This is a genomic window from Micromonospora sp. NPDC023956 (assembly GCF_040639195.1).
Taxonomy (GTDB): domain Bacteria; phylum Actinomycetota; class Actinomycetes; order Mycobacteriales; family Micromonosporaceae; genus Micromonospora.
Map to the genome: position 1 here is coordinate 17,338 of NZ_JBEZZN010000004.1, position 23,203 is coordinate 40,540.

The 23,203-nt window shown below is 72.4% G+C and carries 18 protein-coding genes; 9 read left to right on the forward strand and 9 right to left on the reverse strand.

The window, feature by feature from the left end; genetic code table 11:
- Positions 1-49: 49 nt before the first annotated feature.
- From AB0F58_RS09735 to AB0F58_RS09745, 3 genes are read right to left on the reverse strand one after another with little or no spacing between them, the layout of a single operon-like run.
- Positions 50-952: an ABC transporter permease gene (locus AB0F58_RS09735; RefSeq protein WP_357140533.1), complete on the reverse strand. Its 903-nt coding sequence runs from the start codon at positions 950-952 to the stop codon at positions 50-52.
- On the reverse strand, positions 942-1,889 hold the full coding sequence (gene nikB, locus AB0F58_RS09740) for a nickel ABC transporter permease (protein ID WP_357140536.1): 948 nt from the start codon (positions 1,887-1,889) through the stop codon (positions 942-944). Before nikB ends, AB0F58_RS09735 begins: the two co-directional genes overlap by 11 nt.
- Positions 1,890-1,909: 20 nt before the next feature.
- Positions 1,910-2,440 carry an Lrp/AsnC family transcriptional regulator gene (locus tag AB0F58_RS09745; RefSeq protein WP_357140538.1) on the reverse strand — a complete coding sequence of 177 codons (531 nt, stop codon included), beginning with the start codon at positions 2,438-2,440 and terminating at the stop codon, positions 1,910-1,912.
- 122 nt (positions 2,441-2,562) lie between these two features.
- On the opposite strand from AB0F58_RS09745, the gene AB0F58_RS09750 reads away from it, so the two are divergent.
- From AB0F58_RS09750 to AB0F58_RS09770, 5 genes are read left to right on the forward strand one after another with little or no spacing between them, the layout of a single operon-like run.
- Positions 2,563-3,606, forward strand: a complete 1,044-nt coding sequence (locus AB0F58_RS09750) for an ABC transporter ATP-binding protein (protein WP_357140541.1) — start codon at positions 2,563-2,565, stop codon at positions 3,604-3,606.
- Complete coding sequence (locus AB0F58_RS09755) at positions 3,606-4,649, forward strand: oligopeptide/dipeptide ABC transporter ATP-binding protein (RefSeq protein WP_357140544.1); 1,044 nt, start codon at positions 3,606-3,608, stop codon at positions 4,647-4,649. The genes AB0F58_RS09750 and AB0F58_RS09755 overlap by 1 nt, the downstream gene beginning before the upstream one ends.
- A complete protein-coding gene (locus AB0F58_RS09760; RefSeq protein ID WP_357140547.1) occupies positions 4,646-6,094 on the forward strand; it encodes an aldehyde dehydrogenase family protein in 1,449 nt (482 codons plus the stop codon). Before AB0F58_RS09755 ends, AB0F58_RS09760 begins: the two co-directional genes overlap by 4 nt.
- Before the next feature lie 8 nt (positions 6,095-6,102).
- Positions 6,103-7,059, forward strand: coding sequence for an NAD(P)-dependent oxidoreductase (locus tag AB0F58_RS09765; protein ID WP_357140550.1), 957 nt, complete (start codon positions 6,103-6,105; stop codon positions 7,057-7,059).
- Positions 7,056-8,234, forward strand: a complete 1,179-nt coding sequence (locus AB0F58_RS09770; protein WP_357140552.1) for an acyl-CoA dehydrogenase family protein — start codon at positions 7,056-7,058, stop codon at positions 8,232-8,234. Before AB0F58_RS09765 ends, AB0F58_RS09770 begins: the two co-directional genes overlap by 4 nt.
- Before the next feature lie 91 nt (positions 8,235-8,325).
- On the opposite strand, the gene AB0F58_RS09775 is transcribed toward AB0F58_RS09770, so the two are convergent.
- Positions 8,326-9,786 carry a multicopper oxidase domain-containing protein gene (locus AB0F58_RS09775; protein WP_357140554.1) on the reverse strand — a complete coding sequence of 487 codons (1,461 nt, stop codon included), beginning with the start codon at positions 9,784-9,786 and terminating at the stop codon, positions 8,326-8,328.
- A gap of 353 nt (positions 9,787-10,139) precedes the next feature.
- Between AB0F58_RS09775 and AB0F58_RS09780 the strand changes: the two genes are divergently transcribed.
- Together AB0F58_RS09780 and AB0F58_RS09785 are read left to right on the forward strand one after the other, a co-directional pair.
- Complete coding sequence (locus tag AB0F58_RS09780; protein WP_357140557.1) at positions 10,140-10,796, forward strand: hypothetical protein; 657 nt, start codon at positions 10,140-10,142, stop codon at positions 10,794-10,796.
- Between the two features lie 90 nt (positions 10,797-10,886).
- A complete protein-coding gene (locus AB0F58_RS09785; protein ID WP_357140561.1) occupies positions 10,887-11,618 on the forward strand; it encodes a hypothetical protein in 732 nt (243 codons plus the stop codon).
- 406 nt (positions 11,619-12,024) lie between these two features.
- On the opposite strand, the gene AB0F58_RS09790 is transcribed toward AB0F58_RS09785, so the two are convergent.
- The 5 genes from AB0F58_RS09790 to AB0F58_RS09810 form a co-directional block, all read right to left on the reverse strand.
- The gene (locus tag AB0F58_RS09790) at positions 12,025-14,037 is read right to left on the reverse strand and encodes a hypothetical protein (RefSeq protein WP_357140564.1); all 2,013 of its coding nucleotides are present in this window, start codon (positions 14,035-14,037) and stop codon (positions 12,025-12,027) included.
- Positions 14,034-15,185 (reverse strand): 5'-methylthioadenosine/S-adenosylhomocysteine nucleosidase, encoded by a 1,152-nt coding sequence (locus AB0F58_RS09795; protein ID WP_357140566.1) that lies wholly within the window; start codon positions 15,183-15,185, stop codon positions 14,034-14,036. Before AB0F58_RS09795 ends, AB0F58_RS09790 begins: the two co-directional genes overlap by 4 nt.
- Positions 15,186-15,548: 363 nt before the next feature.
- Positions 15,549-17,711 carry a TPM domain-containing protein gene (locus AB0F58_RS09800; RefSeq protein WP_357140568.1) on the reverse strand — a complete coding sequence of 721 codons (2,163 nt, stop codon included), beginning with the start codon at positions 17,709-17,711 and terminating at the stop codon, positions 15,549-15,551.
- 167 nt (positions 17,712-17,878) lie between these two features.
- Positions 17,879-18,520 (reverse strand): response regulator transcription factor, encoded by a 642-nt coding sequence (locus AB0F58_RS09805; RefSeq protein WP_357140569.1) that lies wholly within the window; start codon positions 18,518-18,520, stop codon positions 17,879-17,881.
- The gene (locus AB0F58_RS09810; RefSeq protein WP_357140571.1) at positions 18,517-19,743 is read right to left on the reverse strand and encodes a histidine kinase; all 1,227 of its coding nucleotides are present in this window, start codon (positions 19,741-19,743) and stop codon (positions 18,517-18,519) included. The genes AB0F58_RS09805 and AB0F58_RS09810 overlap by 4 nt, the downstream gene beginning before the upstream one ends.
- A 148-nt stretch (positions 19,744-19,891) precedes the next feature.
- Between AB0F58_RS09810 and AB0F58_RS09815 the strand changes: the two genes are divergently transcribed.
- Both AB0F58_RS09815 and AB0F58_RS09820 read left to right on the forward strand, forming a co-directional pair.
- Positions 19,892-20,641 carry an ABC transporter ATP-binding protein gene (locus tag AB0F58_RS09815; protein ID WP_357140574.1) on the forward strand — a complete coding sequence of 250 codons (750 nt, stop codon included), beginning with the start codon at positions 19,892-19,894 and terminating at the stop codon, positions 20,639-20,641.
- Positions 20,638-23,184 carry an ABC transporter permease gene (locus tag AB0F58_RS09820; protein ID WP_357140576.1) on the forward strand — a complete coding sequence of 849 codons (2,547 nt, stop codon included), beginning with the start codon at positions 20,638-20,640 and terminating at the stop codon, positions 23,182-23,184. Before AB0F58_RS09815 ends, AB0F58_RS09820 begins: the two co-directional genes overlap by 4 nt.
- Positions 23,185-23,203 lie beyond the last annotated feature (19 nt).

The following is a 23,203-nucleotide window of genomic DNA, read 5'->3' on the forward strand; positions in this document are numbered from 1 at the left end:
GGCGAACCAGGTGGTCGTCGATGGATTCCACGCGCGTGCTCCTTGCGGGTCAGCGACTCGACCGGCCGCGCAGTCGCGGGTCCAGGACGTCGCGGAGGGTGTCGCCCAGCAGGTTGAAACCGAGGACGGCGATCATGATGCAGACGCCGGGCACGACCGACGGCCAGAGCGACATCTCCATGAAGGACTTGCCGCTGGAGAGCATCGATCCCCAGGACGGCTGGGGTGGCTGCACCCCGAGACCGAGGTAGCCCAGGGACGCCTCGATCAGGATGGCGTAGGCCAGGCTCGTGGTGAACTGCACCGCGATCGGGGCGATGGAGTTGGGCAGGATGTACTTCAGGATGAGCCGGGTGTTGCTCAACCCGACCGCCTGGCCGGACTCCACGTACGGCTCCCGGCGGACCGACATGGCGGTGCCGCGCACGATCCGGGCGAAGCTGGGGATGAAGACGATGACCAGGGCCAGGATGAGGTTCTCCGTGCCGGGCCCGCGGGCGGCCACCACCGCGAGGGCCAGCAGCAGGGTGGGGAAGGAGAACATGATGTCGGTCGCCGGGGTGATGATCGCGTCGAGTACGCCCCGGTAGAAGCCGGCGAGCAGCCCCAGCAGGACGCCGATCGCCCCGGCGCAGGTGACCACGATCAGGCTCACCGTCAGCGAGGTGCGTGCCCCGTAGAGGGCCCGGCTGAGCAGGTCGCGCCCGGCCTCGTCGGCGCCGAGCAGGAAGTCGCCGCCGGGCGGCGCGAGCCGCTGGTTGGACATGGCGGTCGGGTCGTAGGGCGCGATCAGCGGGGCGAGCGCCGCGGCGGCGGTCATCAGCACCACGATGACCAGCCCGACCAGGCCGACCTTGTCCCGCATGATGAGCCGCAGCAGCTGGCCGCCGCGGCGTCCGGTCTTGATGGGGGGTGCCTGCGGCCGGGGGCCGGGGACGACTTCAGTGACCACTGCGCAACCTCGGATCCAGGTAGGTGTAGATGAGGTCCACGAGGAGATTGACCACGACGTAGAAGAAGGCCAGGAAGAGCAGGGTGCCCTGGACGACCGGGTAGTCGCGCTGACTGATGCCCCGGATGACCATCGTGCCCAGTCCCGGCCACGCGAAGACCTGCTCCACGATGACGGTGCCACCGAGCAGGGCCCCCGCCTGGATGCCGAGCACGGTCACCACCGGGATCAGCGAGTTGCGCAGCGCGTGCCGGACCATCACCGCACGCTCGCCGAGCCCCTTGGCCCGGGCGGTGCGGACGTAGTCCTGGTTGAGCACCTCCAGCATGCTGGACCGGGTCATCCGCATGCTGATCGCCGCCAGGCTGGCGCCGAGGGTCACCGAGGGGAGGATGAGGTACTTCAGGCTGCCCCAGAAGCCCTCACCCTCGCCCGCGCCCTGCGACGGCAGCCAGCCCAGCGAAACCGAGAAGACGTAGACCAGCAGGATGCCCAGCCAGAAGTTGGGCAGCGACAACCCGATCAGCGAGGCGACCCGGGTGCTCGCGTCGAGCAGGCCGTTGCGCTTGGTGGCGCTGAGCACGCCGAGCGGGATGGAGATCAGGATCGAGACCAGCAGCGCCGACACCGCCAGCAGCAGCGTGGACGGGAAGCGCTGCATGATCTCTTCCAGCACCGGCTGACCGGTGCGCATCGAGGTGCCGAGGTCACCCTGGAGCAGGGCACCCAACCACCTCAGGAACTGCTCGTACACGGGCATGTCGAGCCCGAAGTAGCGGCGCATCTCCGCCTCGATCGCGGGGTCGCCGAAGTCCTGGCCCATGATCGAGCTGATCACGTCGCCGGGGATCATGCGGATCACCAGGAACGAGATCACCGAGATCCCGAGTAGGACCGGAATAACCGATAACAGGCGGATCAGCGTGATGCGCAGCATGGCTTGTTTCTCCGGTCTGGTCAGGTTTCCGAACCGGGCACGCCAGGATCCGAGTCCACATCCCAGGCGGACTCCTCGTCACCGGTGACGGCGATGTCGCGCGCCCACTCGTGGGCGCGTTTGGCGACCCGCAGCACCATCACCGAGCGGCTCTCCATCACCCCGTCGAGGTGGCCCAGTCGCTCGGTCCAGAACCGGCGCATGGCGTTGCTGGAGGCGAAGTAGCCGACCGCGATGATGTCGAACTGGCCGGTCACGTGGTAGACGTACGCGATCTCCGGCATGCCCGCGAGCTTGTCGATGAGCCGCTCGGTGGCCCCGGGAGCGCTCTGGATCTCGAAGAGTGTGTGCACCGGCCGGCCCATGAAGGCGGCGCTGGGGATCGCGGCGAACTGCAACTGCCCCTCGGTGACGAGGCGTTCCACCCGTCGTCGCACCGACCCTTCGGAGAGGCCGACCTTCGCCGCCAACGCGACGTTTGTCTGCCTCGGGTCCTGGACGAGTTCCCGGATGATGCTGCGATCCTTTTCGATCGAGCTCTTCGATGCCATCTCGCTCCAACTCATAGTGACGTAATTCGTCGCTGCCGGGAGCCTAGACGACGAACATCGTCTGTGCAACACTCCCGGTTGACGAATGGCGGCGTTCAGGAGTCTAAACACCAGGGGGTTCGATGGCCTTGTTGGAGGTGCGAGACCTGCGTACCGAATTCCGCGCGGCGCGGGGGTCGGTGACGGCGGTCGACGGTGTTTCCTTCACTGTGGACGCCGGCGAGATGGTGGCGTTGGTGGGCGAGTCCGGCTGCGGCAAGTCGGCCACCGCGCAGTCCATCATGGGCCTGATCGTGCCGCCGGCCGGACAGGTGACCGGCGGGCAGGTGATCTTCGAGGGACAGGACCTGCTGCGCCTGCGCCCCCGCGAGCTGCGGGCCGTGCGGGGCAAGGGGATCTCGATGATCTTCCAGGATCCGATGACCTCGCTGAACCCGGTGCTGACCGTGGGACGGCAGCTCACCGAGTCCCTGCGGCTGCACCTGGGACTGAACCGCCGGGGCGCGCGGGCGCGGGCGATCGAGCTGCTGGAGATGGTGCGCATCCCGGCCGCGGAGACCCGGCTCGGGGCCTACCCGCACCAGCTCTCCGGCGGCATGCGGCAACGCGTGATGATCGCGATGGCGCTCTCCTGCAACCCCCGGCTGATCCTCGCCGACGAGATCACCACCGCGCTCGACGTCACCATCCAGGCCCAGATCCTGGAGCTGCTGCGGGACCTGGCGCTCCAGACCCGGACCGCGGTCCTGTTCATCACCCACGACCTCGGCGTGGTCGCCGGCATGGCGGAACGGGTCAACGTGATGTACGCGGGCCAGATCGTCGAGCGTGCCGAGACGGTCGACCTGTTCCACCGTCCGCAGATGCCCTACACCTGGGGCCTGCTGGGGTCGGTGCCCCGGCTGGACCTGGTGCGCGGGGGCAAGCTGCGCCCGATCGCCGGCCGACCGCCGGAGCTGTCGGAGATGCCGTCCGGCTGCCGGTTCGCCCCGCGCTGCGTGCACGCCCGCGAAACCTGCCAGGACGACGCACCCCAGCTCACCCTGACCTGGGAGAGCCCGGACCGGGGCCAGCTGACCCGCTGCTGGGGCATGCGACCGGCGACCGACGGTGGCTGGCTGTCCACCCGCGACCGGTTCGCGAACCAATCGACGGAGGAGAGCTGATGTCCGAAGCCCCCGCGACCGGAGCGGACCAGCCACTGGTGCGCGTACGCGACCTGGCGGTCGACTTCAAGGTGCCGAAGCGCGGCTCGCTGTTCCCGGCCCGGCTGCGCGCCGTGTCCGGCGTGGACCTGGACATCCGACGCGGCGAGATCATCGGCGTGGTGGGGGAGTCCGGCTGCGGCAAGTCCACCACCGGCCGGGCCCTCCTCCAGCTGCTCAAGCCCAGCAGCGGCACGGTGACCTTCGACGGCACCGAGTTGACCACCCTGGGTCGGGGCCGGATGCGGGCGATGCGCCGACGGATGCAGATGATCTTCCAGGACCCGTACGCCTCGCTGAACCCGCGCATGACCATCGGCGAACTCATCGAGGAGCCGCTGCTGGTGCACTCGGACCTCTCCGCCGCCGGTCGCCGGGCCAAGGCGCTGGACACCATGCAGCTGGTCGGGCTCAGCGACCAGTGGCACGACCGCTACCCGCACGAGTTCTCCGGCGGGCAGCGCCAGCGGGTCGGTATCGCCCGCGCGCTGGTCAGCAACCCGGAGTTCGTCGTCGCCGACGAGCCGGTGTCCGCCCTGGACGTCTCCGTCCAGGCGCAGATCGTCAACCTGCTCGAACAGCTCCAGGAGGAGCTGGGGCTGACCATGATGTTCATCGCGCACGACCTGGCCGTGGTACGGCACCTCTGTGACCGTATCGCCGTGATGTACCTCGGCACCGTCGTCGAGGTGGGCGAGTGCGAGGACATGTACCGCCGGCCGCAGCACCCGTACACCCGGGCCCTGCTCTCGGCGGTGCCGATCCCCGACCCGCTGGTGGAGACCGAGCGGAAACGCCTCATCCTCACCGGGGACGTGCCGAGCCCGCTGAACCCGCCCAGCGGGTGCCGCTTCCGTACCCGGTGCTGGAAGGCGCAGGACCTCTGCGCGACGCAGACCCCGGGGCTGACCACCACCGGCACCGGTCACCAGGTGGCCTGCCACTTCCCGGAGAACGTCGATCCGCAGGACCAGCCGGTCGCCTCCGCCGTCGGTGGTCGATGACCATGACGACGACCGTGCCGTACCACCGCAACCTCGTCGGCGGCGAGTGGGTCGACGGTGAACGCCGGCCCAACCACAACCCCGCCCGCCCCGGCGAGGTCGTCAGCGAGTACGCCCGCGCCGACCGGGACACCGCCCGGACGGCCGTCGCCGCCGCCCGCGCCGCCCAGCCCGGCTGGGCCCGCCGGCCCGTCGCGGAACGGATGGCGGTCCTCGACCGGATCGGGACCACCATCCTGAACCGGGTGGAGGACCTCGCCGTCCTGCTCGCCCGGGAGGAGGGCAAGCTGCTCGCCGAGGCGCGCGGTGAGGTCACCCGGGCCGGGCAGACCTTCCGCTACTACGCCCACCAGCTGCTCCAACCCCAGGGTGAGGTGTACGCGTCCACCCGGGAGAACGTGCACGCCGAGGTCCGGCGTCGGCCGCTCGGCGTGGTCGGGGTCATCACGCCGTGGAACTACCCGCTCGCGATCCCGGCGTGGAAGGTCGCGCCCGCGCTCGCGTACGGCAACACGGTCGTGCTCAAGCCCGCCGAGCTGGTCACCGCCTCGGCCGGGGAACTCGCCCGGATCATCGCCGGCTCCGGTGCGCCGCCCGGCGTCTTCAACCTCGTCATGGGATCGGGCCGCGAGGTCGGCGAGGAGCTGCTCACCTCGTCCGGGGTCGACGGCATCTCCTTCACCGGCGGCACCGGCACCGGCACCCACGTCGCCCGGCAGTGCATCGCCCACGGCAACAAGCGGTTCCAGCTGGAGATGGGGGGCAAGAACCCGCTCGTCGTGCTCGACGACGCCGATCTGGAGGTCGCGGTGCGCTGCGCCCTGGACGGCAGCTTCTTCAGCAGCGGCCAGCGGTGCACGGCGTCGAGCCGGCTGATCGTGCAGGCGGGCGTCCACGACCGGTTCGTCGAGGCGCTGGCCGTGGCGGCCGACGCGCTGCGGGTCGGCGACCCGCTCGACCCGCACAGCGACCTCGGCCCGGTGGTCAGCCCCGACCAGCTGGCCCAGAACCTCGACTACGTCCGGATCGGCCGCGACGAGGGCGCGACCGTGGTGGCCGGCGGGACGCACCGTACCGACGAGGGGCAGTTCATGCGGCCCACCCTCTTCGCCGACGCCCGCAACGACATGCGACTCGCCCGGGAGGAGATCTTCGGCCCGGTGTCCTGCGTGATCCGGGTCGACGACCTCGACGAGGCGATCGACGTGGCCGCCGACACCCCGTACGGGCTCTCCGCCGGGATCGTGACCACGTCCCTGTCGGCGGCGGAACGGTTCAAGCGGGACGCCCGGGCCGGGATCGTGACGGTCAACCTGCCCACCGCCGGCACCGAGCTGCACCTCCCCTTCGGTGGCACCGGCGCCTCCAACCACGGTCCCCGGGAGCAGGGCGGCTACGCGCGGGACTTCTACTCCGTACCGGTGACCTGCTACACCGGCTGGTGAGGACGACCATGACCCCCAGGATCCTGCTCACCGAGCCGATCGCACCGGCCGGCCTGGAGCTGCTGCACGCCGTGGGTGACGTGCACGTCGCCCACGTCACCGACCCGGTGGCGCTGGCCGCCGGTCCGCTCGCCACCGCCGACGCCCTCGTGGTGCGCTCGTCCCCGGTCACCGCCGGCATGCTCGAATCCGCCCGGCGGCTGCGGGTCGTCGGCCGGCACGGCGCCGGGCTGGACGGCATCGACCTGGCCGCCGCCGCCCGGCTGGGCATCCCGGTGGTCGGTACCCCGGGCGCCAACGCCGAATCCGTGGCCGAGTTCGTCATCCTGGCCGCCCTCACCCTCGCCCGGCAGGTGCCGCAGGCGGTGGCGTCGTTGGCGGGCGGCGCGTTCCCGGCCGGCCGCTCGCTGCCGTCCGCGGTCGTCGCCGCCGGGCTGACCGGGACCATGCTGGCCAACCGCACCCTCGGACTGGTGGGACTCGGCGCGATCGGCCGGGCCGTCGCGGCCCGCGCGCGCGGACTCGGCATGACCGTGCTCGGGTACGACGTCGCGGTGGCCGCGCCACCGGAGGGCGTCCGCCTCGTCGGGCTGGACGAGCTGCTGCGCGAGGCCGACGTGGTCAGCCTGCACGTGCCGCAGACCGCGCAGACGACCGGACTCCTCGGTGCCGCCGCGCTCGCCCGGATGCGGCCGGGAGCCCTCCTGGTGAACACGGCACGGGCCGGGGTCGTGGACCGCGCGGCGGTGCTCGCCGCGCTCGACGCCGGGCAGCTGCGGGGCTACGCGGTCGACGTCTTCGCCCCGGAGCCACCGGAGCCCGACGATCCGCTGCTGCACCATCCACGGGTCCTCGCCACGCCGCACATGGCGGCGATGACCCACGACGCGTTGGACGCGATGGCCGTCGCCGTGGCGCGCGGCGTGATCGCCCACCTGCAAGCCCCGGAAGGAACCGCACCGTGACCCTGCCTGTCCCCGCGTCCGCGCCCGAGTACTTCGGCATCGACGCGCTCGTCGACGACGACACCCGGGAACTCCAGGCCGCCGTGCGCGGCTTCGTCGACCGGCGGATCCGCCCGCACATCGCCGCCTGGTACGAGGAGGGTCACCTGCCGGTTCGCGACCTGGCCCGCGAACTCGGGCAGCTCGGTGTGCTCGGCATGCACCTCGAGGGCTACGGCTGTGCCGGCACCTCCGCCGTCGCGTACGGGCTGGCCTGCTTCGAGCTGGAGGCGGGCGACTCGGGACTGCGGTCCCTGGTGTCGGTGCAGGGATCGCTGGCCATGTACGCGATCTGGCGGTTCGGCTCCGAGGAGCAGAAGCAGCGGTGGCTGCCCCGGATGGCGGCCGGCGAGGCGATCGGCTGCTTCGGCCTGACCGAGCCGGACTTCGGCTCCGACCCGGCCGGCATGCGGACCCGGGCCCGCCGCGACGGCGGCGACTGGGTGCTCGACGGCACCAAGATGTGGATCACCAACGGGTCGATCGCGGACGTCGCGGTGGTCTGGGCCCGTACCGACGAGGGGATCCGGGGCTTCCTCGTCCCCGCCGGGACCCCCGGCTTCACCGCCCCGGAGATCACCCGCAAGCTCTCCCTGCGCGCCTCGGTGACCTCGGAACTCGTCCTCGACGGCGTCCGGTTGCCCGCCGACGCGATGCTGCCGGAGGCCGCCGGCCTCTCCGGGCCGCTCTCCTGCCTCAACGAGGCCCGCTTCGGCATCGTCTTCGGGGCGCTCGGGGCGGCCCACGACTGCCTCCGGACGACGATCGACTACGCCCGCACCCGGCAGATCTTCGACCGGCCGCTCGCCGCGTACCAGGCGACCCAGCTCAAGCTCGCCGACATGGGCCTGGAACTGGGCAAGGGGTTGCTGCTGGCGCTGCACATCGGGTCGCTGAAGGACGCCGGCGCGCTCGACCACCGGCAGATCAGCCTCGGCAAGCTGAACAGCGTGCGGGAGGCGATCGCCATCGCCCGCGAGTGCCGGGCCGTCCTCGGCGCGGCCGGGATCACGCTCGACTACCCGGTCATGCGGCACGCGGCGAACCTGGAATCGGTGCTCACCTACGAGGGCACCTCCGAGGTGCACCAGCTCGTCATCGGCCAGGTGCTGACCGGTCACTCCGCCTTCCGCTGAGCCCGCCGGACGCGGGGACGGGCCCACCGGTGGGAGCCGGTGGGCCCGCCCCGGAACCCGGGGGAGTGGGGCCGTCGGTGCCGGGCCCGGGTCAGACGATCCGGAGCTGGGCCATCATGCCCATCGCGCTGTGGTCGACCATGTGGCAGTGGTACGGGTACACGCCGCGCCAGGTGTCGAAGGTCGCCTGGAGGCGGACGGGCTGACCGGGCCAGACGACCACGGTGTCCTTCAGGCCGGACTCGGTGGGGTCGGCCGGCCCGTCGCCCCGGCCGAGCACCCGGAACTGCACCAGGTGCATGTGGAAGTTGTGCGGCATGAAGACGTTGCCGTTCGTCACCGTCCACTCCTCGGTGCTGCCCCAGGCGACGGTGGTGTCGATCCGGGCCGGGTCGAAGACCTTACCGTCGATGTACGCCCGGTGTCCGGTGCCCGGCTCGTCCATCCGCAGCTCGATGGTGCGCCGCACGGTCGGCGTCGGCAACGGCGGCAGGGTACGCAGCTTCTGCGGCACCGAGCTGCGGTCCCGCCCCCGCGCCGGTACGACGTCGAAGCGCATCACCGAGCCGACCTGCTCGAACGGACCCGGCCCCATCAGGTTGTGCAGCACCACCGAGGTGCCCGGTTGGTAGCGGGAGAAGTCGACCACCACCTCCAGCCGTTCGCCCGGCGAGAGCAGCACGTACGGCGCGTTGACCGGCGCCTCCAGCAGGCCGCCGTCGGAACCGATCACCGTGATCTCGCTGGCGTCGGCGAGCTGGAGCAGGAAGAACCGCAGGTTGCTGGAGTTGACCAGGCGGAAGCGGTAGCGGCGGGCCTGCACCTGGAAGCGCGGCCAGGGCCGGCCGTTGACCAGGATGGTGGTCCGGTTGTCCGCGTCGTCCATGGTCCAGACCAGTTGGGCGTCGGCGTCCAGGTGCGCGTCGCGCAACACCAGCGGGACGTCGAACTGGCCCTGGGGCAGCGGCAGTGCCGCCTCGGTGCGGTCGGTGAGCAGGTAGAGGCTGGACAGGCCCCGGTAGAGGTGCTCGGCCTCCATGTGGTGAGTGTGGTCGTGCATCCACAGGGTCGCGTGCGGCTGCCGGTTGGGGTACGTGTAGATCCGCTCCCCGCCGGGCGGGATCGTGGCGGTGCCGGAGCCGTCGTCACCGGGCGCGGTGGCGCCGCCGTGCAGGTGCACCGCCGTCGGCATGCCCAGCCGGTTGCGCTGCCGTACCACCACCCGCCGGCCCGAGGTGGCGCGGATCGTCGGGCCGGGCAGGTCACCGTTGTACGTGTACACCTCCGTGCGGGTGCCCGGCAGGATCTCCAGCCGACGCCGGTGCATGGTGACCGAGTAGTAGTCGGTGGTGGCGGTCCGCAGCACCGGCCGCAGCGTCTGCGGCACGGTCAACGGGACGCTGAACGGGGTGAGGGTCTGGTTCCCCGACCGGACGGGGCGCGCCGCGGCCGGGGCCGCGCCGGACTGTCCGGCGAGACTGACCAGGCCACCGGTCGCGCCGAGGAGACCTGACGCCGCACCGAGCCGCAGTAGTTGACGACGAGTGGACACGGTAGTCCCTTCCTGGGAGTCGCGCGGTGGTTCCGGTCGACCGGAGGTCCGAGGACGCCGGCGGTTGTCCCGAGGCTCGATCATGTCGGAGATGGCGCCGCGCGGTGACCCCTGAAAATGACCCCCCTGAGACCGGACAACTCCCACGAATTCGCTGCTGGGTGGGGGTGGGACCGGACCCGGCGGGACGCGGTCCGGGCTGCGGTGGGATCCCCCCGTACGGCCTGCGACGTCACCGGCGCGCAGGGCTACCATCCACACCCGACGGTCCTCGCGGCCGGTGTGCCCGCACGGGCCGTGCCGAGCGTGCGCGAGGGACACCATCGTGCCGTTCGTCCCATCGAGGAGAAGCCGTGACCGACCAGCAGCCCGGCCCCGACCACACCGCCGCGCCGCAGTACCCCGCCCCCGATCCCACCGCTGCCGCACAGCACCCCGACCCCGCCACCGGCGCGCAGCACCCCGACCCCGCCACCGGCGCGCAGCAGCCCACCACCGCCGACCACGTCGTCGTACCGCAGCAGGCCCCGGGGCCGGCGGTGCCGCCCGGCTTCGTTCCCGGCGACGCTCCGGCGCCGTCCGGCGGATCCGCTCCCGGGCCGCTCGCGGCGTACCGGGTGCCGCTCGTCGCCGCGGGCGGGGTGCTGGCCCTGCTCCTGGCGGTGGTCGCCGGAACCGCCATCTACCAGGCGGTCAGGGAGGACTCGGGCATCACCGCCTGCAAGGCGATGGCCGGCGAGGGCGACGGGGCGAAGGCGCTCGACGACGGGGACGACGAACTCAGCGAGGCCGAGTACCAGAAGCTGCGGAAGCAGTTCGCCGACTCCGACCACGAGAAGATCCGGGAGCACGGTACGGGTCTGGTCGACATCGTGTGGGAGGTGTCGAGGATGAAGGAGGGCGAGGAGGCCGGCGCGCTCGCCTACCTCGGCCCGATGAGCACGCACATGACCGGCCTGAAGACGGCCTGCGCCAACGAGGGCATCCAGATCGACCTGAACGGCGACTGATCCGGGCCGCCGGCACGCGGCCCCGAAACCGGTTGGTCACCTTCGGACGGTCGTTGGTAATGTCCCGGGCCGGCTGAAGGGAAGATCGGCATGGCGAAGCTCAACCAGATCATCGCGGTCACCAAGGGCGTGAAGGCCCAGACCGCCCGGGAGTTCACCGAAGCGCAGCGCAACGTCCAGAAGGCGCCCATGCTGTCCGGCATCTCCCGCAGCTACCAGCCGAAGGACGAGGAGGGCGAGCAGCTCCCGCCGGAGTCGACCCGGGTGCAGGTGTCGGCCGGCGACGTGATCGGCGAGGTGTCGACGTCGCTGACCCGCCTCTTCGACCTGGTCCTCACCCAGGACGTCGCGAACACCCGCGCCAGGGCCGACGTGGTGGTGGACGGCCGGACGATCCTCGCCGACGTGCCGGTCACCTACCTGCTCTTCCTGGAGAAGCAGCTCGTCGACCTGTACGCCTTCGTCGACAAGCTGCCCGTGCTGGACCCGGCCGAGACCTGGACGTTCAACGACGCCGCCGGGGCGTACGCCTCGGACCCGGTGAAGACGGTGCGCAGCCGCAAGGTCATGCGCAACCACGTCAAGGCCGAGGCGACCGAGAAGCACCCGGCCCAGGTCGAGGTCTACACCGAGGACATCCCGGTCGGCTACTGGACCACGGTCAAGCTCTCCGGTGCCCTGCCCGCCACCCGGGTCAAGGAGCTGCGGGAGCGGGTGGCGAAGCTCCAGCAGGCGGTGAAGTTCGCCCGCGAGCAGGCCAACATGACCGAGGTGGAGGACCAGAAGGCTGGTGAGCGGGTGTTCGGCTACCTGTTCGGGTAGCCTCGAAGACTCCTTCCGTGGGAGCGCGGAAGGACGCGCGTGAGCGCGACAAGTTGAGACTGAACGTCAGACTGAGCGGGACGTGTTCCAGTGCAGGTTCGACTCCTGCCCCCGGCATACTGGCCGGGGTGGCCCAATTGGTAGAGGCAGACCGTCCGGTGAATCTCAGACTCTCGCTCCAGACTCAGCATTACCGCCGATCGTCGGATGGAGCAGCCGTGGATTGGGCTCGTGCAGTGTAGGTTCGAATCCTACCCGCGCCTCTCTTCGTGGCGCGGTAGCCCAATGGTAGAGGCGACGACATTCAAACTGACCCACGGCTTTAAACGCGTTCGACGTGCGAAGTGGGCGGAAACCTGGGACCCCCGGCTTGGGTAGGCCGGGGGTCCCGCTGTTTCCGGGGGAATCAGGCCGCCGGGTGACCCGGGGGGTTCGACGTCGCGCCAGCCATCGTGGCGGCCTCCGCGTAGCTCAGTGCGATCTGCCGGTTGATCCACTCTTTGCCCTCAGCGGCAACCCCCTCCAGGACGTGCAGGGCCCGGTGCAGGCCAGACGCCTCGATCGCCACGGTGGACAGGATGCGCGGGTCCTCTCCCGGCCGTGGCCCGTCGGCCTTCTCCTCCGACACCCGCACGTTGATCGGATGACCGTTGACCAGCGTCAACTCGAAGATGCGGGGGTGCCCGTCGTCCGAGGCGGTGACATGCACGGCTGCCACCGCCTCGAAGCGGTAGTTCATCCGCTCGTGTCGACTGAAGACCGCTTTCTCGAAGTCGAGGTCGGCGCTGGCCTGACGGACACCGTCCCGGGTCAGCAGGAACACCAGGATCCGGTACCGCGAGTACCGCAGGGGACCGTGGCGGACCCGGGCTCGCTTCCGGTTGGACATCGCCGGGGCCTCAAGAAACGCGTGAGCGATCACGTCACTGGCTTTCAGTCGGTAGTGCCGCATCGCCGCGTCCATGAGGAGCTTGCGATCGCACTCCAACCACGTGGCCACCTCGGCGTCGTCCGGCTTGTCCGCGAGCTTGGCGCACCACCGCCAGTATGCCGCTCGTCGGGCAGCCAACCGGTCTTCGTACTCGACACGGTCGGCGTCGTGACGACGGCGTTCCAGGGCGATGGTCAGCCACCCCCGTGCGGCCAGCACTCCACTCGGCAGGAGCAGGGCGACGGTGGCCGCTCCGGCTGTCGGAGCCTGCGCCACCGCGGCCACGACGGCCCACATCGCGAAGACGCCCATGGCGATCAGGCCGAGGACGACGGCGAGCTTGGTGGTCGTCGGGGTGCGCAACTCGAATCGGTACGCCAGCAGGAGCCCGTTCTGCCAGCGTTGCTTCGCGTCACTGGCCAGGTGTCGGATCAGCCACGCCACCTGCTTCGCGTCGACCTCCTTCTCCCGATAGATCTCGACGACCTCGTCACGGAGGTGGCGCCGAATCCCGGATGTCCGCTGCAACCACGCGTCGCGGTTCTCCCCCTCAGGGACGTACCGGCCGAAGTACTGTCGAAACTGAAGAGTGATCTGCCCGGCGAAGCCTTCGTCGGTGGTGGAGACGTCTCGTTGCCGGACGATCCGGTGTTCCCGTTCCCGGATGCGTAGTCGTTTCACCCGGAACCGCCACTCGGTGCCCCGGACCGCCACGACGTACCCAGCGGCAGTGCTGACGAGATAGGCGAGGAGCGCACCGAGGGCCCCCCGCTCGACGAGGAGCCAACCGAGATGGACCGTGGCTGACGCGAACACGGCAGTGGCGGCGCCGGCTCGTATCCGGTCGGCGAGCCTGGTCGAGATCGGCGTGGGTGGACGTGCCCGTGGTCCGGCCGGCGTGGGCTGGAAGAACTTCCACACCCGCCGCTCGCGGTTGCCGGCCCTGCGTCCCTCCTTCACCCGCTCGACCTCCAGCCGCCACAGATGGTCCTGAAGCTCACCGTCGAGCACCAGGTCGAGATGCCTGACGATCTTCTCGTGCTGCTCGGGAGGAAGTTCGCCCAGATCCTTGAAGAGGGGGCCGTGATCAGGGTCGGTCGATCCCACCGCGTCTATCAGGCGGTGGATGACTCGTAGCCCATCGGCCCACTCGTCGTCGTCGATCACCGTCTGTCGCCGGGCGGCGCGTAGCCGGGCGGTGTCCTCCGGCGACATGTCACGCAGGCTCCGGTTGCTGAGCAGGGCGAGAAACCAGTGGAAGCGGACCTTGCTCGTTGTGCACCCGCCGGCGAGGGCGTCCTCGAACAGCTTCCGGGCGCGGGTCGGGGTACCGCCGGCGAGGCAGCGTACGCCCGTCTCGTACTTTCGCTCCGGTGGATCGGTCGCCGCGACCTGGTAGAAGGACACCTCGTGCACGGTGTGGGCCTGGAAGCCGACGTTCGCGGAGCCGTCTGCAATATTGATCACCGGCTTGGAGGTGACGGTCACGACAGCTCCCGGGCCAGTGCGATGACAGCGGCAAGCCGAGCCGCCAGTTCCGTCACGTCGTCCACCAGGCCCCGTAGCCGCTTCAGCGCGATCATCAGGCCGCTCCGACCGGGCGCGCCCTCCTCCATGGACCGGGTGGCAGCGTCGAGTTCGACCTCGGCGGCCGTGTACGTGGCCTCGTCGATACTGCCGACCAGACGGGCCTCCTTCAGGTGGCCACGGAGGGCGGCGATCTCGGTGGCCAGGTCGGTCGGCTGCTGCCGGTCGGCACCGCCCATCTGGACGGTGCCGTAGATGTGACCCGCCTGGAACCCGACCCGCGCGTTGCCGGTCGCGATGTTGCTGACGCTGTCGCCATGCATCGCTGTGCTTCCCTTCGTGCCGGGCTGGTCGGTGTCGGTGTCGTACGTGAGTTCCTCGGCCAGCGCGGTGGCGAACGCGACCGCGTTGGCCACGGCCCGGGGCTGCCATCGGATGCCGTCGGTCGCCGCCTTGGTGCCGTCGGCCCGGTCGCTGACGCCCCGGACCACGACGACCGGAAGAGCGTTGTTCAGGTGGGCGGCCTGGGCCACCCCCGCCGCCTCCATCTCGATGGCCAACGCGTCGTTGTAGTGCTGCCGCACCCAGCGGGCCTGCTCGGAGATGCTGGAGTCCTGCACCACCTCGCCGGCGGCGATGGGTCCGAAGTGCACCCGGGGCGGGACCGCGTCGGCGGGCAGCCGGCGCTGCCAGGTCCTCGTCCGGTCGAGGTGCCGGGCGATCTGGTCCGGCCCGTGGGCGATCTCCCAGACCCGGGGCCGGGCCTTGAGGCCGTCGTCCTGGCTGGTGCCGCCGTGGTAGGCGTAGACGTGGGTGGCGACCACCACGTCGCCGAGGGCGATGCTCGGGCGGAGGCCCCCGGCGACCCCGACGAAGAGCACCGCCTTGGGCCGGAACGCGGCGATGGCCCGTTCGGCCAGGACGGCGGCGGGGTGGTTGCCCTTGCCCACGAGGCCCAGGACCACCCGGCACCGCCCGCCCGCGAGCTGTCCGATCTCGAAGCGGGTGCCGGCGGTGTGCCGGTGCACGCGCAGGTCGGACAGCGTCTCGCGGACCGCTTCGTACTCCAGGTTGAGAGCGGTGAGGATCACCACCGGACGGTCGTTCATGCACGTTCCTCGCTTCACTCGTCGATGGGGGCGACCGTTGGTCGGGGCGGGGCGCGGTTCGGCACCGCCGGTTCCGCTGCCGGGGCCCGTCCGCGCTCTCGGCCCTGACGGTCCGGACGGGGCCACCGGGCGAGTCGTCGTGCGCGGCTGCCGACGCGTACCGGTGAACACCTGCCGTGGATGCCACCGTAGACTTTACGTCACACTGACGTAAAGCCGGGACGGGGTTGGCTTTGATCGCAGTTCGCGAATTCGGGTGCGGGGCATCCCCGTGCGAGTCGACCCGCTACGGCAGCTTCCTGTGCTACAGCGAGTGCCGAGGGCCCGGGAAGAAGCGGCCCGCTGGCGGTACAGCCCCGGTCGTCAGAACCGGCCGCCCCCGCCGCGTCGGCCGCCCCCGCCGCGTCGGCCGCCCCCGCCGCCGAAGCCACCACCTCCACCGAAGCCGCCGCCCCCACCGCGCCGGGTCCGGCTGTCGCTGCCGCCGAAACCGCCGCCCCAGCCGCCTCCTCCGCCGCCCATCCCGCCGGCCAGGATGCCGCCGAGCACCGCGCCGAGCAGCGCCTCGGTGCCCTGGGAACGTCCCCCGTGACCGCCGTAGCCGCCGCCCGGCCAGCCGTCGACGTCGGAGCGGGCGGACCGGCCGGCCTCGCTGGCCAGCCGCGCCGCCTGGTGGGCCGCCGCCAGCGCGGTCACCGGGTCCGGGCCGGCCAGCGCGTGCGCCTGGTCCAGCTGCCGGGTCGCCTCGGTGAGCTGGGCGCGGGCATGGTCACCCACCGCACCACGGCGGGTGGCCACGTACCGGCTCGCGGTCTGGATCTCGGCCTGGGCGAACCCGATGGCCTGGCCGAGCATCGCCCGTGCCCGCGCTGCCCGCTGCGCCTCCTCCACCGACGTCGCCAACGCGTTGTCCAGTGCCTCGTCCGCCGCCTCGAGCCGCCGCAGGGCGGCGCGCGGGTCGGTGGTCGGCGCGGAGAAGTCGGCCCGGACGGCGGCCACCACCCGTTCGCCCTCGTCGACGGCGACGGCCAACGCGGTGTTCCCGGCGGACGGCCCGGCGAGCGCCGTCCGACCCTGGACGAGTTCGCCGTCGATCTCGACGAGGAGGGCATCGGCGGCGGTACGGGCGGCCCGAAGATCCTCGGCGGCCTGCGCCACGGCGTCGAGCAGCAGGTCGACCTGGCCGAGTGCCTCCTCGGCCGAGCGGACGGCGACGGCGGCCCGCGGCCGGGCGTCGGCGCGCACCGCCTCGTCGGCGTCGGTGATCATGGTGGCCGCGAACTCCAGTCGCTCCCGGGCGAGCTGCGGGTTGGCGGTCACCTCGGCCAGGGCCTCGGCGCTGTACCGGGTCCGGAGCTGCTGGAGGGCGGACTCGACGGGCTCCAGGCGCTTCCCGGTGGCCGCCTGCCGGTCCCGCAACGCCGGCACCAGTTCCGCGACCCGGGGTTCGATGGCGCGGAGCCGGTCGAAGGGCTCCGACTCGGCGTCGAGCCGCTGGTCCGCCGCCTCGCAGCGGCTGATGATCTCCTCGAGGCGGGCCTGCCGCGTCCGGTCGTCGAGTCCGGGCTCGTCGACGCTGAGCCGCAACCGGAACGCCTCGGCGACGTCCTGCCGAGCTGCGGCCACGGCCGCCGTGAAGGCGGCGGCCGCCGCCTCGCCGTACTCGCCGACGGCCAACGCCAGTTCCTGTTCGCTGGCCCGCAGTTCGTTGTCCAACTCCACCAGCAGGGTGTTGGCCCGTACGGACACCTGCTCGGTGCGGGCCCGTTCCCGTTCCCGGGCCGCCCGTTCCGCCCGCCTGCGCTGGGACCGACGCCACCCGACGAACCCGCCGATCACCGCGAGGGCCAGCAGGATCGGTGCGGCCACCCAGGCGACCGAGGAGACCACCTCACCGGTGCTGCGGGTGTCCGGCGTACCGGGGGTGATCCCGGGCCGGGGGACTGGCTGCCCGGCGAGCGCCGCGCGGAAGCCGTCGGCGGCACCGACCACCGCCCCCGCCCAGTCGTTCTCGCTCAACGCCGGCTCGATGGCCACCCGGGCCACCTCGGCGAGCTGCGCGTCGGTCAGCGGAAAGTTCTGCGGAACGGAGTACGCGTACGCCCGGTCGCGGGTGGCGACGGCGAGCAGGGCGTCCCGGTCACCGAGACCGCTCCGGCCGGCGGTGTCGTCGGCCCAGGCTCGGGCGTCACGACCGCTGAAGGTGTGGACGAAGACGACGAAAAGCTGCACCTCGCCGTCCCGGCGCAGGCCGGTCAGTGCCGCCTGGGCTTCTCCGCGCCGCGACCCCAGCACCTCGGCCTCGTCGGTGAGTTCGTCGGCGAGCCGGAACGGCCGGTCGGTCAGCGGGCCGGGGAGCGCGACCAGTGCCGGCGTCGGCCCGGGCGGGCCGACCGTGCCGAGCCGGGCCGGCTGGTCCGCACCGCTCGGACGGACGGTCTCCGCTGCCCCGGGCGCAGGTGGCACGAGCAGGAGCGCGCCCAGGGCGAGCGCCACGGTTACCGCCGTCCGGGGCAACATCCACATTTGCCCAGGCTAGCCAGGCCGGGCGGTGCCGGCGACCGGACCGTTGTCAGGGCCCTCCACCACCCGGCCGACACCGGTGACAGCGGTCGTCACCGGCCGACGTCGGCTGGTGGCGGCCGGCACCGGCTGGTAGCGGCCGACAGAGGTCGGCCGCCGGCCGGGGCGGGTCAGCCGACCAGCCGGCGTTCCCAGGCCCAGGCGGCGATCTCCACCCGGTTGCGGGTGTTCAGCTTGGTCTGCACGCTGCCCAGGTGGGTCTTGACCGTGCCGACGGTGATGAAGAGCCGGGCGGCGATCTCGGCGTTCGTCGCGCCCCGCGCCACCAGCTTCACCACCTCCAGCTCCCGGGGGGAGAGGCTGGTCTCGCCGGGGCGGGGCGCGGCCGGCGGGTTCAGGTGCGCCAGCAACCGCACCGTGACCGACGGGCTGATCAGGGCGTCCCCGGAGACGGCCGCGCGCAGCGCCTCGACCAGCAGCGCCGGACCGGAGTCCTTCAACAGGAACCCGCACGCGCCGTTGCGCAGCGCCTGGTGCACGTACTCGTCGAGGTCGAAGGTGGTCACCACGACCACCCGGACCGGGTCGGCGACTCCGGGGCCGGCGAGCAGTCGGAGCGCCTCCAGCCCGTCCATCCGGGGCATCCGGATGTCCAGCAGGGCGACGTCGGGGCGGAGCCGGCGGGCCAGCTCGACCGCCTCCACCCCGTCGGCGGCCTCGCCGACCAGCGTCATGTCCGGCTGGGCGTCGATGATCATGCCGAACCCGGTCCGGACCATGGCCTGGTCGTCGGCGACCAGCACCCGGATCACCGGCTGTCCCTCCCGTCCACCGGAAGCGTCATGTCCACGCTCCATCCTCCGTCGACGCCCGGTCCGGCGGTCAACCGGCCCCCGAGGGCGCTGACCCGCTCGGTCAGCCCGGCCAGGCCGAAACCCTGCCGGTCCCGGGGCCGTCCGGCACGCTGCCCGGCCCCGTCGTCGGTCACCCGCACCAGCAACCAGTCCGGCGTACGGGTGATCCGCACGTCCGCCCGCCGGGCCCCGGTGGCGTGCTGCCGGACGTTGGTCAGCGCCTCCATCACCACCCGGTACACCGACGAGGTCACCTCGACCGGCAGGTCGTCGAGCCGGCCCTCGGTGTGCAGGTGCACCCCGACCGGGCCGGCGGCGGAGAAGTTCCCGACCAGCTCCGGCAGCTCGGCCAGGCCGGCCAGCGGGGCGAGCGGCGCGTCCGGGGTGGCGTCCTGCCCGCGCAGCACCCCCACCATCCGCCGCATCGCGGTCATGGTCTCCGCGCCGGCCCGTTCGATCTGCTCCAGGGCGGCCACCGCCCGCTGCGGGTCTCGCTCGGCGACGTACCGGGCGCCCTGGGCCTGCACCACGATCCCGGTGACGTGGTGGGCGATGAAGTCGTGCAGGTCGCGGGCGAACTCGGCGCGCTGCTCGGCGCGTACTGTGGCGAGCTGCCGGTCCTGGGCGCTGGCGGCCATCCGGAAGTACATGCCGGCGGTGGCGCTGCCCGCCGCGACCAGCGCCTGAGTCATGCCGATGAGCTGGTAGACGCCGCCCAGGCCGAGCCGTAGCGGTAGCACCGACACGGCCAGTCCGGTGGCGGCGACCAGCACCAGCGCCGGGACCGGCGCGGCCCGGCGGGCCAGCACGAAGATCATGCCGAGCAGGCCGGCCGACTCGGCGAGGCCCCAGAAGCCCTGGCCGGGGCGCGACCCCCAGCGGGCCAGCAGGTCGGGATGCTCCGTCACGACGAACCGACCGGCCGTGGTGGTCAGCGAGCAGAGGACCACCACCGTGGCGGCGACCACGAGTGGTCGGGACCCCTGCCGGTGGGCCGGCAGCCACACCGCGGCGGTGGCCACGGCCAGGGCGACGTGCCAGAGGGCGATCAGCAGCCCCGCGTCGCCGCCGACCACGAAGATCCCGCCGTACAGCACGTCGGCCAGGCCGAGCAGGGCCATCCCGGCCAGGGCCACCGCCTGACCGGCCCGTCGCCACCAGGCGTGCTGCCGTCTCATCATCGCGTGACCACGGTAGCCGCCGCCCGGCCCGGCCCGGATCTGCCGAAAGTCGGACCCGGCCGGCCCAGGTCCCGTCCGGGGACAGATGTGCGTCCGCTGGCGCGTGGTGATGCTGGTGCCTGTTCGGAACACCAGCGCGGGAGGAAGCATGACAGCAGACCCCACCCAGACGGCCGCCGTCGCGGCCGTCGACGTGGTCAAGGTGTACGGCAGGGGCGACACGGCGGTACGTGCCCTCGACGGGGTGTCGGTGGGCTTCGGCCGCGCCCGGTTCACCGCGATCATGGGGCCGTCCGGGTCGGGGAAGTCCACCCTGATGCACTGCCTGGCCGGGTTGGACACGGCCACCTCGGGGCAGGTGCTGCTCGGCGGCACCGACCTGACCCGGCAACGGGACAGGGTGCTCACCCGGGTCCGCCGGGAGCGGATCGGTTTCGTCTTCCAGTCGTTCAACCTGCTGCCCCAGTTGACCGCGGCCCAGAACATCACGCTGCCGCTGGACCTGGCCGGCCGGCCCGTCGACCGGGAACTGCTCGACCACCTGGTGGAGGTGCTCGGGCTCGGCGACCGGCTGACGCACCGGCCGAGTGAACTCTCCGGCGGCCAGCAGCAGCGGGTCGCGCTGGCCCGCGCCCTGGTCTCCCGCCCGGAGGTGGTCTTCGCCGACGAGCCCACCGGCAACCTGGACTCCCGCTCCGGGGCCGAGGTGCTCACCTTCCTGCGCACCTGTGTGCGGACCCTCGGGCAGACCGTGGTCATGGTCACCCACGATCCGGCCGCCGCCGGGCACGCCGACCGGGTGGTGCTGCTCGCCGACGGCCGGATCGCCGGTGACCTGGACCGGCCCGACCGTACGACGATCAACGAGGCCCTGCACGACCTGGCGGTCGCCCGATGAGCCGTCGGAACACCGTGCTCCGCACCCAGCTCCGCGCCGCCACCCGCCGTCCGGCCCGGTTGCTGTTGATGGGGCTGGCCATGATCATCGCGGCCTTCGTCGTCTTCGGCACCGTCCTGGCCGAGGAGATCGCCGAACGGACCGTGCTGTCCAGTCTCAGCGGTACTCCGGAGGCGGCGGACGTCGTCATCGGAGCCGGCATGGAGAGCGACGCCACCACCCGGGCACTCGACGCGGCACGGCGGGTCCCCGGCGTCGCCGAGGCGGTCGGCCGGGTCGACGTGTACGCCGAGATCGACGGTCAGCCGGGCACCGGGATCTCGCTGCTGGCCGACCCCGGCACCGGCCCGCTCGCCACGGTCCGGGTGCTCCGGGGCGGGTACCCGGACGCACCGGGCGAGATCGCGGTCAGCGAGCGTACCGCGGACCGGCTCGACCTGCCGGTCGGCGCGACGGTGCGGGTCTCCACCGGGGTCGCGGAGCAGCCGGTCACGCTCACCGTCACCGGCGTGCTGGCGGTGCCGGACGACACCGACGGGCTGGCGTACAGCCGGGACAGTGAGGTCTCCCGGCTGGCCGGGCACGACAGCCTGATGCAGGTGGAGGTGCGGTTCGCCTCCGACGCCGACCCGGACGCCGTCCGCGCCGCCCTGGACCGGGCCCTCGTCGGTACCGGGGAGGGGAGCGGCACGCCGCTGCTCAGCTCGGGCGAGGAGGCCCGGTTCGCCGAGGCCGAAGCGGTCAGCGAGCGGGTGCGGGACCTCTTCGCGGTGATCGCGATGTTCGTGGCGACGGCGGTCGTCGCCGCCACCCTGGTCGCCACCTCCACGTTCCGGATCGTCTTCGCCCAGCGGATGCGGCAGCTCGCCCTGCTCCGGGCGGTCGGTGCCGACCGGTCCCACCTGTTCCGCGCACTGGCCGCCGAGGGGGCGCTCACCGGACTGGTCGCCGGCGCGACCGGGGTGCTGGCCGCCGCCGGTGTGGGGTACGCGCTCCCGCTGGTGCTGCGCGGCCTCGGCCGCGAGGTGGCCACCCCGGGCCGTCCGGTCGGCGCGGCGGTCGCCGTGGTGCTCGGCACCGTGCTGGTCGCCGTCCTCGCGGTGACCGCCCCGGCGATCACCGCGGCCCGGGTCGCGCCGCTGGAGGCACTGCGGACGGCCAGCACCACCGCCGCGCAGGGCGGGATCAACCGGCTGCGTGCGGCGGTGGGGATCCTCGGCGTCGTCGGCGCGGCGTCGATGTTCCTGGCGGTGCTCCGCCAGCTGCCCGGCCCGGGATCGGATGGACACGACCCGACGCGGCTGCTGCTCCTGATCGTCGCCTCCGGCACCCTGGCGTACGGGGCCCTGGTGGCGCTCGGGCCGGTGCTGGTCCGGCCGGTGCTGGCCACGGTCGGGTGGCCACTGCGCCGGCTCGGCCCGGTCGGCCGGCTGGCCGTCGGGGGCGTCGGTGGAGCGCCGCGCCGGGCCGCCGCAGTGAGCGTGGTCGTCGCTCTCGGCGTCACCCTGATCGCCGGGGCGCTGGTGGGCAGTGCCTCGCTCAGCGCGCTGTCGAAGCGGGAACTGGCCGGGATGGCCCCGGGCGACCTCCAGGTCACGGCGAGTCCGGACGGGAACGGGCTCCTCCCGGGCGGGTTTGTCGAGCGGGTCCGCGCGGAGCAGAACCTGACCACGGTGGTGCCGTACCGGGGCGTGTCCGGGGTGACCGTGGCCGGCGGGCAGGTCGAGGAGATGATCGCCGCCGACCTCGACCTGCGCCAGCTCTCCACCTGGGAGGACTTCGGTGCGGTCAGCGGCTCCCTGGACGACCTGGGCCCGGGACGGGTGGTGCTGCTCTCCTACTACGCCGAGGCGGTCGGGGTGCGGCCGGGGGAGACCCTCACGCTGACCCGGGGCGGCCGGGCGGTCGAGCTGCGCCTGGCGGCCACCCTGGACAACACCCCGGTCGACGCGGGTGTCCTGCTGCACCCGACCGACCTGGACCGGCTCGGCGTGCCGGCACAGCCCACCGGTCTGCTGGCCGACCTGGTCACCGACGGGGAGGACGACCGGACGGCGGCGCTGAAGACGCTGCGCACCCTCGGCGCCGGTGGGGTGACGGTCCAGGTGCTCGCCGACGTCCGCGAGGACGTCGGCGGTGACCTCACCCAGATCTTCGGCGTGATGCTCGCGCTGCTCGGGCTGACCGTGATCGTCTCCGTCGTCGGCGTCGGCACCACCACCGCGCTGTCGGTAGTGGAACGCATCCGGGAGTCCGGACTGCTGCGGGCCGTCGGGATGTCCCGGAACCGGCTCCGGGCCATGCTGACCGTGGAGGCCGGCCTGTACGGGCTGCTCGGCGCGGTGATCGGCCTGGGGCTGGCGCTGCCGTACGCGTGGTTGACGATGGCCGCGCTCGGCGGGAACGTGCCGGTCGAGTTCCCGGCCGGGCGGCTCGCGCTCGTGGTGCTGGTACTGGCGGCGGCGACGGCCCTGGCCGGTCTGCTGCCGGCCCGCCGCGCCGCCCGGGTCAGCCCGGTCGCCGCCCTGGGCGAAGGCGACTGATCATCCCGGCTCCCGTCCC